This window comes from Azospira sp. (assembly GCF_030247495.1).
In the GTDB taxonomy this organism is placed as follows: domain Bacteria; phylum Pseudomonadota; class Gammaproteobacteria; order Burkholderiales; family Rhodocyclaceae; genus Azospira; species Azospira oryzae.
Genome location: NZ_JAOTRW010000005.1, coordinates 316,374 through 331,201, shown reverse-complemented (window position 1 = coordinate 331,201; position 14,828 = coordinate 316,374). Strand labels below are relative to the sequence as shown.

Annotated in this window: 13 protein-coding genes; 9 read left to right on the top strand and 4 right to left on the bottom strand. The window is 67.4% G+C overall.

From position 1 onward, the window contains the following. Positions 1–55 precede the first annotated feature (55 nt). The 3 genes from OEL49_RS09670 to OEL49_RS09660 all read left to right on the top strand — a co-directional run bounded on the left by OEL49_RS09670 (position 56) and on the right by OEL49_RS09660 (position 3,429). Positions 56–748, top strand: coding sequence for an MgtC/SapB family protein (locus tag OEL49_RS09670; protein ID WP_014236071.1), 693 nt, complete (start codon positions 56–58; stop codon positions 746–748). 219 nt (positions 749–967) lie between these two features. Beyond that, a complete protein-coding gene (locus OEL49_RS09665) occupies positions 968–2,995 on the top strand; it encodes a methyl-accepting chemotaxis protein (protein WP_152090258.1) in 2,028 nt (675 codons plus the stop codon). A 98-nt stretch (positions 2,996–3,093) separates the two neighbouring features. After that, complete coding sequence (locus OEL49_RS09660) at positions 3,094–3,429, top strand: hypothetical protein (protein WP_014236073.1); 336 nt, start codon at positions 3,094–3,096, stop codon at positions 3,427–3,429. A gap of 54 nt (positions 3,430–3,483) precedes the next feature. On the opposite strand, the gene nfi is transcribed toward OEL49_RS09660, so the two are convergent. Together nfi and OEL49_RS09650 are read right to left on the bottom strand one after the other, a co-directional pair. Continuing rightward, positions 3,484–4,137: a deoxyribonuclease V gene (nfi, locus tag OEL49_RS09655; protein ID WP_014236074.1), complete on the bottom strand. Its 654-nt coding sequence runs from the start codon at positions 4,135–4,137 to the stop codon at positions 3,484–3,486. Positions 4,138–4,146: 9 nt separating this feature from the next. Further along, entirely contained in the window at positions 4,147–5,322 is a 1,176-nt protein-coding gene (locus OEL49_RS09650) for an alkaline phosphatase family protein (protein WP_043797770.1), read from the bottom strand. A gap of 124 nt (positions 5,323–5,446) precedes the next feature. On the opposite strand from OEL49_RS09650, the gene OEL49_RS09645 reads away from it, so the two are divergent. Then, positions 5,447–6,736: a sensor domain-containing diguanylate cyclase gene (locus OEL49_RS09645; RefSeq protein ID WP_014236076.1), complete on the top strand. Its 1,290-nt coding sequence runs from the start codon at positions 5,447–5,449 to the stop codon at positions 6,734–6,736. A gap of 73 nt (positions 6,737–6,809) precedes the next feature. On the opposite strand, the gene OEL49_RS09640 is transcribed toward OEL49_RS09645, so the two are convergent. Together OEL49_RS09640 and OEL49_RS09635 are read right to left on the bottom strand one after the other, a co-directional pair. After that, positions 6,810–8,639, bottom strand: coding sequence for a PHA/PHB synthase family protein (locus OEL49_RS09640; RefSeq protein WP_014236077.1), 1,830 nt, complete (start codon positions 8,637–8,639; stop codon positions 6,810–6,812). Positions 8,640–8,657: 18 nt separating this feature from the next. Continuing rightward, positions 8,658–9,692: an MBL fold metallo-hydrolase gene (locus tag OEL49_RS09635; RefSeq protein WP_014236078.1), complete on the bottom strand. Its 1,035-nt coding sequence runs from the start codon at positions 9,690–9,692 to the stop codon at positions 8,658–8,660. A 236-nt stretch (positions 9,693–9,928) separates the two neighbouring features. Here OEL49_RS09635 and OEL49_RS09630 point away from each other — a divergent pair, with 236 nt between their 5' ends. The 5 genes from OEL49_RS09630 (at position 9,929) to OEL49_RS09610 (ending at position 14,746) form a co-directional block, all read left to right on the top strand. Then, a complete protein-coding gene (locus tag OEL49_RS09630) occupies positions 9,929–10,399 on the top strand; it encodes a MerR family transcriptional regulator (RefSeq protein WP_014236079.1) in 471 nt (156 codons plus the stop codon). Positions 10,400–10,484: 85 nt separating this feature from the next. After that, positions 10,485–10,949: a PaaI family thioesterase gene (locus OEL49_RS09625; RefSeq protein WP_014236080.1), complete on the top strand. Its 465-nt coding sequence runs from the start codon at positions 10,485–10,487 to the stop codon at positions 10,947–10,949. Positions 10,950–11,099: 150 nt separating this feature from the next. Beyond that, the gene (locus OEL49_RS09620; RefSeq protein ID WP_014236081.1) at positions 11,100–12,272 is read left to right on the top strand and encodes an isovaleryl-CoA dehydrogenase; all 1,173 of its coding nucleotides are present in this window, start codon (positions 11,100–11,102) and stop codon (positions 12,270–12,272) included. Positions 12,273–12,342: 70 nt separating this feature from the next. Further along, positions 12,343–13,524, top strand: a complete 1,182-nt coding sequence (locus tag OEL49_RS09615; RefSeq protein ID WP_014236082.1) for an acetyl-CoA C-acetyltransferase — start codon at positions 12,343–12,345, stop codon at positions 13,522–13,524. An 85-nt stretch (positions 13,525–13,609) separates the two neighbouring features. After that, complete coding sequence (locus tag OEL49_RS09610) at positions 13,610–14,746, top strand: acyl-CoA dehydrogenase (RefSeq protein ID WP_014236083.1); 1,137 nt, start codon at positions 13,610–13,612, stop codon at positions 14,744–14,746. Positions 14,747–14,828: the final 82 nt, after the last annotated feature.

Genomic DNA, 14,828 nt, shown 5'->3' with positions numbered 1-14,828 from the left:
GCCCCGCTTTCGGCGCGGTGGCATTTTTTCCCCTTGAGCCAGAGGGAGGAATGCCATGTCCAACGACTACCTGGAAATCATCCTGCACCTGGGCAGCGCCTGGGTCGCCGGCAGTCTGGTGGGACTGGAGCGCAGCTTCCACGGCCGGCCCGCCGGCTTCCGTACCCACGCCCTGGTGTGCCTGGCCTCGGCCCTGCTGATGGTGGTCACCACCTATCAGGGCCGCTGGATGACCGCCATGCCCCTGGAAGCCATCCGTACCGATCCCACCCGCATGGCCCAGGGCATCATGACCGGCATCGGCTTCCTCGGCGCCGGCGTCATCTTCAAGGAAGGCTTGACGGTGCGCGGCCTCACCACCGCCGCCTCCATCTGGATCACCGCCGCCCTGGGTATCCTCTACGGCATCGGCTTCTACTTTCCCGCCCTCATCTCCACCGCCGCCGTGCTGGGCACCCTGGCCCTGTTCCGCTGGATCGAGTACCGGGTGCCGAGCCAGGCCTATGCCCACTTGGTTCTGCGCTATCCGGGCAGCGGTGCCCCGGTGGAGGATACGGTGCGGCAGCTGCTACAGGGCTTCGGCTTCAGTATCGCCAACATGAGCTACCGCCTGTCCGAGTCCGGCGCCGTGTACGAGTACCGCATGATCATCAAGACCTACGGCAAGCACAATTTTGAGCGCCTGGCCGAACATCTGCGTCAGGGCAACGGCCTGCTGGAGTTCCGCATCTCCCCCACCGGCGACTGAGACGATGCCCGGCTGTCAGCCAATGGGGGCAAGGTTTTTCGGCTGCCATGCCCGCGGGCCCGCGTCCGTGCTGAACCATGGGGTAGGGGTCCTGAAGAGGCCCGTCCCTCTTTGCTGACAGACGGGCACTGCGCCCGTGATCATTACAAACGCATTTCATCGGCGTGACACATTGGGCCGTTAACCTGAAAAAAGTCACACTTTTTCGGACCGGACTCCATGAAAGCGCTATTCGCCCCCGCCGCCTGGCTGGTTGGCCGCCTCTCCTACCGCCAGAAGCTCCTGGCCACCGGCGCCCTGTTCGCCCTGCCCCTGATCCTCCTCGGCGGCCTGCTGCTGGCGGACCGCCAGAGCGCCCTGGCCGAGCTGGAGCAGGAGCGGGCCGGGCTGGCCCTGCAGCTGCCGGCCCTGGAACTGATGCTGGCGCTGCATGACCTGCACGGTGCCTTCCAGGGCGCTGCCGCCGGCGAGGCGGATTTCCAGCAGCGCCTGCCCCAGCGCCGGGCCGCCGTGGAACAGGCCCTGGCCCGGGTCGGCAAGCTGGCCCAGGAACAGGCCGGCGCCCTCGGTCCCGCCCCGGCCTGGGGCGAGCTGCAGGGCCGCTGGCAGGCGGTGGCCGCCCTGCGTCCGGAAGACGAGGCGGACGGCGGCCTCGATGCCTTCCTGGAATTGTCCCAGCTGAGCCGCCAGTGGCTCGGCCAGATCTCCGACGGCAGCCGCCTGCGCCGGGACGGTGACGTGGCCGCCGCCGCCCTGGTGGACACCCTCTCGGTGAAGCTGCCGCTGCTGGTGGAGAGCCTGGGCCTGGCCCGGGATGCGGGTCTTGGCGCGGTGGCGCGCAAGCGCCTCAAGTCGGGCCTGCGCAATCGGCTGACGGTGGTCCGCGGCGGCCTGGAACCCCTCATCGGCTGGACCCTGGAGAACGTGGACAAGGCCGCCCAGCTGCGGCCCGAGCTGAAGGCCGGCCTGGAGGGCCCGGCGGGCAACGTCGGCACCGCCTCCCTGGGCCTGCAGGAAGTGCTCACCACCAAGGTCATCGACACCACCGACTTCGACATCGGTGCCGCCGAATACGCCGCCCGGGGCGACGTGGCCATGGCCGCCGTGCTGGACCTGGCCCGGGCTCTGACCCCGGCCATCGATGGCCTCCTGGCGGAGCGCCAGGGCAGGCTGCTGCTGGTGCGCAACCTGGTGCTGGGGGGCCTCGCCCTGCTGCTGCTGGTGATCGTCTACGGCTTTACCGGGGCCTACATCTCCATCATGCGCGGCATCCACAGCCTGCGCGGCGCCGCCGCCGTGATGGCCGGCGGCGATCTGCGGGCCCGGGTGGAGCTGGTCTCCGGCGACGAGGTGGCCGAGGCCGGGCACAGCTTCAACCACATGGCGGAAACCTTCGCCGGCCTCATCCGCGGCAACGGCCAGGCGGCCCGCGCCGTGGTGGAGGCCAGCGACAACCTGGCTCGGGCCAGCCAGCAAGTGGAACATGCCTCCGGCCGCCAGAGCGAGGCCGCCGCCCGCACCGCGGCGGCAGTGCAGCAGATGAGCGTCAGCGTCGCCGAAGTGGCGGAACACGCCCGGGAGACGGCGCGCATGACCGAGGAGGCGGACACCGCCGCCGGCCGCGGCGCCGTCCAGGCCGAAGCCGCCGCCGCCGACATGGCCGGCGTGGTCAGCGGCGTGCGCGAGAGCGTGCAGCTGATCCAGAGCCTGGAGGAGCGCAGCCGGGAAATCGGCAAGGTGGTACAGACCATCCAGGAGATCGCCGACCAGACCAACCTGCTGGCCCTCAACGCCGCCATCGAGGCGGCCCGGGCCGGTGAGCACGGCCGCGGCTTTTCCGTGGTGGCCGACGAGGTGCGCAAGCTGGCCGACCGCACCGGCGTCTCGACCCGGGAGATCGGCAGCACCATCAGCGCCATCCAGCAGGACATCCACCAGGCAGTGGCCGGCATGGACGACAACAGCGCCCGGGTGGACGGCAGCACCCGCCGGGTGGAGGAGCTGTCCCGCAGCCTGGCGGAAATCCGCCACGCCGTGGGCCGTTCCGCCGAACACGTGCGCGACATCGTGGATGCCACCGCCGGCCAGCGCGACGCCAGCACCGAGATCGCCCGCAACATCCAGGAGATCGCCGACATGGCCGAGGAGAACCACGCCGCCATCCGCGCCTCGAGCCAGGCCGTGGCCGAGCTGGGCACCCTGGCCGTGGGCCTGACCGACTCGGTGGCCGGGCTGGTCACCGACTGAGGCTTGCGGCAACGGGTCGCGGGGAACCCCCGGCCCCTTTTGCTATTCTCAGGAACAGGTGCCGCCGGCCGGCGGCACCGTTTCTGCGGGAGGGCATCATGGGCATGTTGCATCGTCTGCCGGGCAGCCGGCGGGAAGCCTCGGGCTTCGAATGGACCCTGCTGCGCAAGCTGCCCCGCATCGCCCTCATCGGCACCCTGCTGCCGGCCCTGGCCGCCCTGGCCATGCGCCTGGTGCCCCTGGAAGGCTCCCTGGCCCAGGTGGGGAAGCAGTTGCAGACGGCCGACATCCTGGCCATCAGCGTCGTCGTCCTGCACTGGACCTTGGTGTTCACCCTGGCCATCGCCTGCATCATCGTGGTCCTGATGAAGGGCCACGGCTACGTGGCCGACGCCTACGAACTCAACGATGCCGAGCAGCCGGCCCGGGACTAGCCGCCCGGCGCCGTTTCCCTTTCACCTTCCCCTTGCAGCGGCACGGCGCCGGCCTCAGCCCGAGGCCAGGCGGTGGGCCTGACGCGTCGTTTCCGGCAGCCGGTAGCGGGGCGTGCAGGCCAGCACCAGCTCGATGGCGGTGGCCAGGCTGACCCGGTGGCCGATGGAGATGTACAGGGGCAGGCAGCCGCGGCGGCTGCGCAGCACGGCGCCGATCACTTCGCTGCCGCCCCGCCTGTCCCACAGGGGCACCCAGTCCCCCTTCTCCGGCCCCACGGCCTCGTGCCAGCCGGTGAGCCGGCTTTTGCCGACACCGATGCTGGGCACATCAAGCAGCACTCCCAGGTGGCTGGCGATGCCCAGCCGGCGCGGGTGGGCGATGCCCTGACCGTCGCACAGGAGGAGATCCGGCAGGGCCTCCAGCTGCTCCAGGGCCGCCAGCACCCCCGGCCCTTCGCGGAAGGAGAGCAGACCGGGCACATAGGGAAAGGTGGTGGGCACCCGGGCCACCGCCTGGGCCGCCGGCGTCAGGGCGGGGAAGTCGAGCACCGCCACGGCGGCCCGGGTGACGGCGCCGCCGTCCTCGAAGCCCACGTCCACCCCGGCCACCCGTCGCAGGGGGCCGAGCCGGTCCTGCCGTTCCACCCGGGTCGCCAGTTCCAGCTGCAGCGCCCGGGCCTGGGCCGGGCTCAGGTTCCACGCGTGCATGGGCGCAGCCTAGGGCCGGGCCACCAGCAGGGGCACCCGCATTTCCGCAGGGCTGAGGCCGCCATGGTGGCCGATCAGGGTGTAGGGCGCTTCCCCGGGCAGGGTGTCGTGGATGACCCAGTCGTCGGCCATGAGCAGGGCGTAGTCGCCGATGCGGGCCGCCAGTTCGGGGTGGCAGGGGCCGGGCCCGAACCAGCCTTCGGCCAGCAGCTGTTCCCGGGGCACGGCCCGGGCTGCATGGGCCAGGTGCTGGCGCACGTAGGCCTCGAACACGGGGGCCTTGCCCGGCTTCAGGTAGCACCAGGCGGCCCGCCGCTCGCCGCACAGGGGCAGGGCCAGGCATTCGGCCAGCAGGGGATGGTCGGCCAGGGCGATCTGCCGCTCCGGCGGGCAGTCGATGAAGCCGTGGTCGGCGGTGATCAGGACCAGGGTGTCGCTGCCCCGGATCTGCTCCAGCCAGGCGCAGAAGGCCGTGGCGAAGGCATCCATGGCGGCCAGGGCCTGGGGGCTGCGGCAGCCGTGTTCGTGGGCGGCGCTGTCGTAGTCGGGCCAGTAGCCGTAGACGAACTTGCGGCCGGCCTTGGCGGTGAGCTGCCCGAGGGCGGCGAAGAGGCCGTCGAGCCCGTGGTAGGGCTGCTTCACGGCGCCCCGGCTGTGGTAGCGGTTGAAGGGGCTGTCGGCGATGAAATGGGGTGACACCACGTAGCTGGTGCGGTCCATGGTCTGGTACAGGGTGTCGTGCCGGAACAGGCGTTGGGGCAGCTCGGCCCGGGGCGGCAGGGGCTCCGCCAGGGGCGCTCCGGGACGGGCGCTGAGGGGCAGGATGGCGAGCAGGGCGCCCACTTCCCGCAGCCACATGTGCCAGCCGGTGAGGCCGTGCCGGCTGGGAGGCAGGCCGGTCATGAAGGTGGGAATGGCGGCGGCGGTGGTGCTGGGAAAGACCGAGGTGAGATGGCCGCGCAGATAGGGCCGCAGTGGTCCGGGGCGTTCTGCCAGCAGATCGTAGCCGAGGCCGTCCACCACGATCAGCACCAGGTTGCTGACGGCGGCCAGGCGGGCCGGGGGCAGTTCGGCCAGGGGCGGGCAGGGGCTGGCCCAGCTGCCGCAGGCCCGGGCCAGGGAGGCCATGAGGTTGGCGATGCTGCCGCCATCGTAGTCGGGAAGGTACATGTGGGGTATTTCCATGCTGCCGTTTGCCTTCAGGCTAGCACGGTAGCGCCGGCCGTGCAGAAACCCGGCAGGAGGAATACCATGCTCCCAGGCTGTCGCTTTCTTTATAAAGGCAGCCGCAAAGAAGGGGCCCCCACGGATGAAGAAGCGCATCGCTGATGACACTTCGCTGCTGCAGGCGATTTACGACAGTTCCAGCGTCGGCATCTTCCTGCTCGACATGAGCGGCCGCATCGTCCATGCCAATCGCCGCATGGCCGACCTTTTCCACTACACCCTGGACGAGCTGGTGGGCAGCGAGTACGTGAGCCTGATCCATCCCCAGGAACGGGAGGCGGGGCGGCAGAACATGCTCAACACCATGGCCCGGGGTGTCGGCCATGTGGACGTGGAGCGCCTCTACCGGCGCCGGGACGGCAGCGAGTTCTGGGGCAACCTCACCGGCAAGGCCCTGGTGGACGCCAACGGCCGCACCACCGGCCTGGTCGGCAACATTGCCGACATCGACCAGCGCAAGCGCACCGAATGGGAGCTGGCCGCCAGCCAGGAGCGCTTCGAGCGCCTTGCCCGCACCGTCCCCTGCGTGCTCTACGACTACATCCTGCACGGCGACGGTGACAGCCGTTTCCTCTACCTCAATTCCCGCTGCGAGGAGATTTTCGAAGTGCCGGCCGAGGTGCTGATGGCCAACATGGAGTGCTTCTGGCAGCTGGTGCATCCGGAGGACCTGCCCCGCCTGCGCCAGGAGGAACAGGCCGCCAACCGCAGTGCCAGTCAGTTCAGCAGCGAGATCCGCATCCTCACTCCCTCGGGGCGGCAGAAGTGGCTGCGCCTCTCGTCTCGCCCCAACGTCATCGAACCGGGCCAGTCGGCGGTGTGGAGCGGCTTCATGCTGGACATCACCCAGGCCAAGCAGCTGGAGGACGAACTGCGCCAGCTGGCCACCACCGACGCCCTAACCGGGCTATGCAACCGGCAGAGCTTCCTGCGCCTGGCCGATCAGGAGATGGCGCGCTTCAACCGGGCCGGCAATCCGGCCTCGGTGCTGATGCTGGACCTGGACTACTTCAAGCACATCAACGACACCTACGGCCATGGTGTCGGCGATGCGGTGCTGCGGGACTTTTCCCGCCGCACCGGCATCCTGCTGCGCCAGGTGGACCTCTTCGGCCGCATCGGCGGCGAGGAATTCTGCATCCTTTCCCCCGATACCGACCAGGACGGCGGCCTCGCCCTGGGCCAGCGCCTGTGCCAGACCATCGCCGGCCAGCCGGCCCACTGCAACGGCCTCACCATCGCCTACACGGTCAGCATCGGTGTCACCGGCTTCCGGGCCGGCGATCCGAATTTCGATGCGGTGCTGGCCCGGGCCGACAGCGCCCTTTACCAGGCCAAGCGCCACGGCCGCAACCAGGTGGCCCAGATGTAGGCGGAGCCGGCCGGCACGCCGGCTGAAAAAAAAGGGCGCCGTCGGCGCCCTTTGCTTTTGCGGCCTGCCAGGATCAGGCCGATTCCTTCTTCTGGGTGTCGAGCCGGAACTTGACGTAGGAGCCGGGGGCCTCCTCGAGCACCTTGAGGCTGCCGGCGCCGGGCTTGCGCGCCGCCACCTTCTTGCCGCCGTCCAGGCCGGTGACCCATTCGTTCCAGTCGGTCCACCAGGAACCCGGATGCTGGGTGGAGCCGGCCAGGAAGTCGTCGGCGGTGGCGGGCAGCTTGGCGGCGTCGTTGATCCAGAAGCCGTACTTGTTGGCGGCCGGCGGATTGACGATGCCGGCGATGTGGCCGGAGCCGCCGAGAACGAAGCGCACCGGGCCGGAGAACAGCTTGGCCCCCAGGTAGGTGCTCTTCCACGGGGCGATGTGGTCTTCCACGGTGGAGATGAAGTAGGCGGGCACCTTGATCTTGGAAATGTCGATGGGCACCCCGGCGATGCTGATGCCGCCCGGCTCCTTCAGCTTGTTGGCCATGTACATATTGCGCAGGTAGAAGCTGTGCATGGCGTAGGGCATGCGGGTGGAGTCGCTGTTCCAGTAGAGCAGGTCGAAGGGGAAGGGGTCCTTGCCCAGCAGGTAGTTGTTCACCACGAAGGACCAGATCAGGTCGTTGGCCTTCAACAGGTTGAAGGTCATGGCCATCTCGCTGCCTTCCAGATAGCCCCGCTCGGCCATCTTGTGCTCCAGGCTGGAGACCTGCTGCTCGTCGATGAAGACGCCCAGCTCGCCCGGGTTGGAGAAGTCGATCATGGTGGTGAAGAAGGTGGCGGAGGCCACCCGGTTGTCCTTCTTCGCCGCCATGTAGGCCAGGGTGGTGGCCAGCAGGGTGCCGCCGATGCAGTAGGCTGCCACGTCGATCTGCTTCTCGCCGGTATCCTTTTCCACGGCGGCGATGGCCGCCAGGGTGCCCTCGGTGACGTAGTCCTCGAAGGTCTTCTGGGCCAGGTGGGCGTCCGGATTGACCCAGGAGATGATGTAGGTGGTGTGGCCCTGGTCGGTGGCCCATTTCACCAGGGAGTTTTTCTCGCGCAGGTCCAGGATGTAGAACTTGTTGATCCAGGGCGGCACGATCAGCAGGGGCTTCTTGTACTGCTCCTTGGTGGTGGGCTCGTACTGCACCAGCTGGAACAGGTCGTTCTGGAAGACGACCTTGCCCGGGGTGGTGGCCACGTTCTTGCCCAGCTCGAAGGCGCTGGTGTCGGTCATGCGGATGCGCAGCTGGCCGTCGCCGGCTTCGATGTCCTGCAGCAGGTTGTTGAGGCCCTTGACCAGGTTCTGGCCGTGGCTCTTCACCGTCTCGCGGAACACTTCCGGATTGGTGAAGGCGAAGTTGGAGGGGGACAGGGCGTCCACATACTGGCGGGTGTAGAAGGCCACCTTCTTCTGGGCTTCGTCCGGCAGGCCCTCGACGCAGCACACGGTGTCGTGGATGTGGCGGGAGGCGATCAGGTAGGACTGCTTGATGTAGTCAAAGAGGAAATGCTGTTCCCAGTCCTCGTCGTGGAAGCGCTTGTCGCCCTTGGCCGGTGCGGCGATGGGCTGGATCGGCATACCCATCATCTTGAGCATGGAGCCCTGCCACAGGGAGAAGTAGTCCCACATCATGTTCATCTGGGTCTGGGCCAGCTTGTAGGGATTGGCCAGGAGGCGCGAGGACAGGTCCATGAAGGCCTTGGCGATGCCCATCTCGTCACTGGGCGGATTGATGCCCTCGGCGGCCTTCTTTTCCATGAAATGGGTCAGCAGGCGGGAGGCGCGCTGGGCCACTTCGGCGTAGGACTTGGCCAGCTCGGCCGGGTTGGGGAGGTTGTGGTCTTCCTGTTGGGTCTGCTGCGACATCGTGAATCCCCTTCTTGGTCAATGCGTGGTTTGTTTCCGGACATACCGGAGAATGCCGTCCGCGCCCTGCTGGCAGGTGAGGCGGCCGGATTGCTCCAGGTAATTCAGGTGGGCGATGGCCTCGCCCATGGCGAACATGGTCTGGTGGGTGTCGAGGGCCCGCGGGAACAGGGCGGCGAGCAACTCGGCGGCGCTACGGGGTTCGCTGCAGTTCTCCTCCAGCACGGCCAGGCGTTCATCGTGATGCCCGTGCAGGTCGTCCACCCGTTGGCGGATGCCCTTGAAGGGCAGGCCGTGGGAGGGCAGCACCAGGGATTCGTCGGAGCATTCCCGGGCGAAGCGGGTCAGGGAATCCAGGTAATGCTCCAGGGCGTTGTCCCGGGGGGTGACCGCATAAACGCTGATGTTGGTGGAAATTTTCGGCAACAGCATGTCACCTGAAATTAACACGTTGGAATCAGCACAGTAAAGGGACATGTGCTCGGGCGAATGGCCGTGGCCGACGATGATCTGCCAGCGCCGGCTGCCGATCTCCAGGGTGTCGCCGTCGAACAGGCGATGGTAGGTCTGGGGCATGGCCGGCACCCCCTTGCGATAGCCGTTGCCCCGTTGCTCCAGGGCGCTGCAGCGTTCCGCGTCGAGGCCGTGCAGGCGGAACTGGGCCAGCATGGGGGCAGTGCCGTGGCCGCCGATTTCGTGCCAAACGGCGTGGCCGGTCAGGTATTCGCCGGCGGTCATGTACAGCGGGGCGCCGGAGCGCTCCTGCAGCCAGGTGGCCAGGCCCAGGTGGTCCGGGTGGAAATGGGTGACGACGATGCCGGCGATGGTGCCGTCGAGGCCGGCCAGGACCGTTTCCCAGATGGCCTGGATGTCGGGCAGGCCGAAGCCGGTGTCCACCACCACCCAGCCGTCGCCGTCCCGCAGCAGCCACAGGTTGATGTGGTTGAGGACGAAGGGCAGGGGCATGCGTAGCCAGAGGATGCCGGGCGCCACTTCCAGGGTGGTGCCGGGGGCCGGGGGCTCGGAAAAGGGCAGGTGCAGCGATGGTTTCATGGACAGGAGTGGGGTGGCAGGGGCGTTATTGGAGTTTTTAACTATACCCCGGGACAAGGGCCATTGAAGCCCAGTTCCCTTACGCCAACATGACAGACGGCTGGTCCCGGGGCGATCCCGGCCGGCCTTTGGCGGCGGCGGGTATCCGTCGTATCGATTGAAAAATGGCGGGGCATCTGTTTAACTCTCCCGTCACTTTTCCCAACCCGCCCCACTTTCTCCGGAGATGCGCCGACGTGAGCACCGTTAGCGAAGCGGCCGAGCCTGCTGCCGCCACCCCGACCTTCACCATTTCGGACCTGGCCCGGGAGTTCAATATCACGCCCCGCACCATCCGTTTCTGGGAGGACCAGGGCCTGCTCGCGCCCAACCGGGAAGGGCGCAACCGGGTCTACACCAAGCGCGACCGCACCCGCCTCAAGCTGGCCCTGCGGGGCAAGCGCCTGGGCCTGTCTCTGGCCGAGATCCGGGACCTGATCGACATGTACGACGTGGCCCGGGACGAGACCGACCAGCTGACCCGCCTGCTCGATGTGCTGTCGGAACGGCGGGCCGCCCTGGAGCAGCAGCGGGAGGACATCGAGGCCGTTCTGGCCGAGATCGAGACCATCGAAGCCGTCTGCCGCGAGCATCTGGTGGAGGCCGAAGCCCTGGAAAAGGCCGGCCGCAGCCAGGGAGCGGCCAGCGCCGGCAAGGCGGCCGGCTGAAGGTTTTCAGCGGTAGTTGACGTTTACGTCAACGTAACATTCAATAGCATCCCAGAGAGCGCAACAATGCGCCGGAGGAGACGACATGCACCACCCCAGCGATCCGGATTTCGCCGCCCGCGTGCGGGACAGCTTCCACCGCCAGCAGGCCATGGCCCTGATCGGGGCCACCATGCCGGTGGTGGAGGCGGGCTACACGGAGATCCACCTGCCCTACAAGCCGGAGGTGACCCAGCAGCACGGCTTCATCCACGGCGGCGTGGTCGGCATGATTGCCGATTCCGCCGCCGGCTATGCCGCCAACACCCTGACGCCCGCCGACGCCAGCGTGCTGACGGTGGAATACAAGATGAACCTGCTGGCCCCGGCCGACGGGGAACTGCTCATCGCCCAGGGTACGGTGCTGAAATACGGCCGCACCCTGACCGTGACCCGGGGCGAGGTGTTTGCGGTGAAAGACGGCAAGAAGACTCTGTGCGCGGTCATGCAGCAGACCATCATGACCATGCACGGTAAAAAAGAAAAACATGAGACAAGCCACAAGGAATAAGCCGTAACAAGCGGCATCACAAAACAATTCCTTTTCCAGGCCGCTCGTGGCGCGAAGCCAAGCCGAAGACAGTGCGAACAGCACGGCGAGGCGAAGGCGACAAAGCCACGGGTGGTCTGGGAAAGGAAAAAATCCAAAGGAGCGAGACAAATGCACATTCCCAGCCTGGACTTCGGTCACGGTGAAACCATCGAGATGCTGCGCGACACCGTGCGCGCCTTCGCAGCCAAGGAAATCGCCCCCCGGGCGGCCCAGATCGACAGGGACAACGAGTTCCCCGCCGACCTGTGGCAGAAATTCGGCGACCTGGGCCTGCTCGGCATGACCGCCGAGGAGGAATACGGCGGCACTGCCATGGGCTACCTGGCCCACATCGTGGCCATGGAGGAAATCTCCCGGGCCTCCGCCTCCGTGGGCCTCTCCTACGGCGCCCATTCCAACCTCTGCGTGAACCAGATCCGCCGCAACGGCACTGCGGCCCAGAAGGCCAAGTACCTGCCCGGCCTGATCTCCGGCACGCAGGTCGGGGCCCTCGCCATGTCCGAGCCCAATGCCGGTTCCGACGTGGTCTCCATGAAGCTCAAGGCGGAGAAGAAGGGCGACCGCTACGTCCTCAACGGTTCCAAGATGTGGATCACCAACGGCGGCGATGCCGACACCCTGGTGGTGTACGCCAAGACCGACCTCAACGCCGGCGCCAAGGGCATGACCGCCTTCATCGTGGAAAAGGGCTTCAAGGGCTTCAGCCACGGCACCCACCTGGACAAGCTGGGCATGCGCGGCTCCAACACCTTCCCCCTGTTCTTCGACGACTGCGAGGTGCCGGAGGAGAACGTTCTCGGCGGCGTCGGCAACGGCGCCAAGGTGCTGATGAGCGGCCTCGACTACGAGCGGGCCGTGCTCTGCGGCGGCCCCCTGGGCATCATGGCGGCCTGCATGGACGTGGTGCTGCCCTACTTGCACGAACGGGAACAGTTCGGCACTGCCATCGGCGAATTCCAGCTGATGCAGGGCAAGCTGGCCGACATGTATTCCACCTGGCAGGCCACCCGGGCCTACGTCTATGCCGTGGGCCAGGCCTGCGACCGGGCCGACCATGCCCGCAGCCTGCGCAAGGACGCCGCCGGCGCCATCCTCTATTCCGCCGAAAAGGCCACCTGGATGGCCGGCGACGCCATCCAGACCCTGGGCGGCGTCGGTTACACCAACGAATACCCCACCGGCCGCCTGTGGCGCGACGCCAAGCTCTACGAGATCGGCGCCGGCACCAGCGAAATCCGCCGTATGCTGATCGGCCGGGAGCTATTTGCCGAAACGGCATGAAACTGAATCCGGCCGTCGGCCTGGCGGTGCCAGGCGGGCGGTCGGAGATTCTTTAACCTAGGAGAGCACTATGTCTGACCCCATCGTCATCGTTTCCGTTGCCCGCACCCCCATGGGTGGCTTCCAGGGCGACTTCAACAGCCTGACCGCACCCCAGCTCGGCGCCACGGCCATCAAGGCCGCCGTCGAACGGGCCGGCATCAAGCCGGAACAGGTGGAAGAGGTGGTGTTCGGCAACGTGCTGCAAGCCGGCGTCGGCCAGGCCCCGGCCCGCCAGGCCGCCCTGGGCGCCGGTCTGCCCCTCTCCGCCGGCTGCACCACCATCCACAAGGTGTGCGGCTCCGCCCTCAAGTCCGTGATGATGGTGCACGACAGCCTGCTGGCCGGCTCCTACGAGATCGGCGTCGCCGGCGGCCAGGAATCCATGTCCAACGCCCCCTACCTGCTGCCCAAGGCCCGCGGCGGCTATCGCCTGGGCCACGGCCAGCTGCTGGACCACATGTTCTTCGACGGCCTCGAGGATGCCTACCAGAAGGGCCGCCTGATGGGCACCTTCGCCGAGGAATGCGCCGAGTCCTACGGCTTCACCCGCGAAGCCCAGGACGAGTGGGCCATCCAGTCCACCGTGCGCGCCCAGAAGGCCATCAAGGAAGGTCTGTTCAAGTGGGAAATCGCTCCCGTCACCATCGCCGGCAAGAAGGGCGATGTGGTGGTGGACCAGGACGAGCAGCCCCTGAAGGCCCAGATCGAAAAGATCCCCGCCCTGAAGCCCGCCTTCAAGAAGGATGGCACCGTCACCGCCGCCAACTCCTCCTCCATCTCCGACGGCGCCGCCGCCCTGGTGCTGATGAAGGAATCCAAGGCCAAGGTCCTGGGCCTTGCCCCCATCGCCAAGATCGTCGGTCACACCACCCACGCCCAGGAACCCAACCTGTTCACCACCGCCCCCGTCTTCGCCATGGAAAAGCTGATGCAGAAGACCGGCTGGAACGTGGCCGACGTGGACCTGTGGGAAATCAACGAAGCCTTCGCCGTGGTCACCATGGCCGCCATCAAGGACCTCAAGCTGGACCCGGCCAAGGTGAACGTGCACGGCGGCGCCTGCGCCCTGGGCCACCCCATCGGTGCTTCCGGCGCCCGCATCCTGGTGACCCTGATCGGCGCCCTGAAGCAGTACGGCAAGAAGAAGGGCGTCGCCTCCCTGTGCATCGGCGGCGGCGAAGCCGTGGCCGTTGGCGTGGAAATGTTCTGAGACGGGCCCAGCCTGTCCCATTGATGCAAACCGCGGCGCCCCGGACGGGCGCCGCGCCGAAAACGACAAGACGGAGTAGTAGCAAATGATTCTGACGCAGGAACAGGAAATGATCCGCGACTCCATGCGCGCCTTCGCGCAGGAGCGTCTGGCCCCCTTCGCCGCCGAATGGGACAAGAACCACACCTTCCCCGCCGAAGCCCTGAAGGAACTGGGCGAGCTGGGTGCCATGGGCATGTGCGTGCCCGAAGAGTGGGGCGGTGCCGGCATGGACTACATGAGCCTGGTGCTGACCCTGGAAGAAATCGCCGCCGGCGACGGCGCCACCTCCACCATCGTCTCGGTGCAGAACTCCCTGGCCTGCGGTATCACCCAGAAGTACGGCACCGACCAGCAGAAGGAAGAATGGCTCAAGCCCCTGGCCCGGGGCGAGAAGCTGGGCTGCTTCTGCCTGACCGAACCCCACACCGGCTCCGATGCGGCCGCCATCACCACCCGGGCCGACCGGGACGGCGACCATTTCGTGCTGAACGGCGTCAAGCAGTTCATCACCACCGGCAAGCACGCCCACATGGCCATCGTTTTCGCCGTCACCGACAAGGCCGCCGGCAAGAAGGGCATCTCCTGCTTCCTGGTGCCCACCGACACCAAGGGCTTCATCGTCGGCCGCACCGAGGAGAAGATGGGCCAGCATGCCTCCGACACCGTGCAGATCATTTTCGAGGATTGCCGTGTGCCCGCCTCCGCCCTGCTGGGCAAGGAAGGCGAGGGCTACAAGATCGCCCTCTCCAACCTGGAAGCCGGCCGCATCGGCATCGCCGCCCAGTCCATCGGCATGGCCCGGGCCGCCTTCGAGGCCGCCGTGCGCTACGCCAAGGAGCGGGTCACCTTCGGCCAGCCCATCATCGAGCACCAGGCCGTCAATTTCCGCCTGGCCGACATGAACACCCTGCTCGACGCCGCCCGCCTCATGGTGTGGCGCGCCGCCGCGTTGAAGGATGCGGGCAAGCCCTGCCTCAAGGAAGCCTCCATGGCCAAGATGTTCGCCTCCGAGGCTGCCGAGAAGATCGCTTCCGACGCCATCCAGATCCACGGCGGCGTCGGCTACACCAGCGACTTCCCGGTGGAGCGCATCTACCGCGACGTGCGCATCAGCCAGATCTACGAAGGCGCCAATGACATCCAGCGTCTGGTGATCGGCCGCAGCATCGCCCAGGAGTAAGCAGTACCGGCAACACCGGGGCGCCAGCCTACAATAACGACGGCGCCCCGCACCCCAACCCCGCGGAGCAACAACAGGAGCA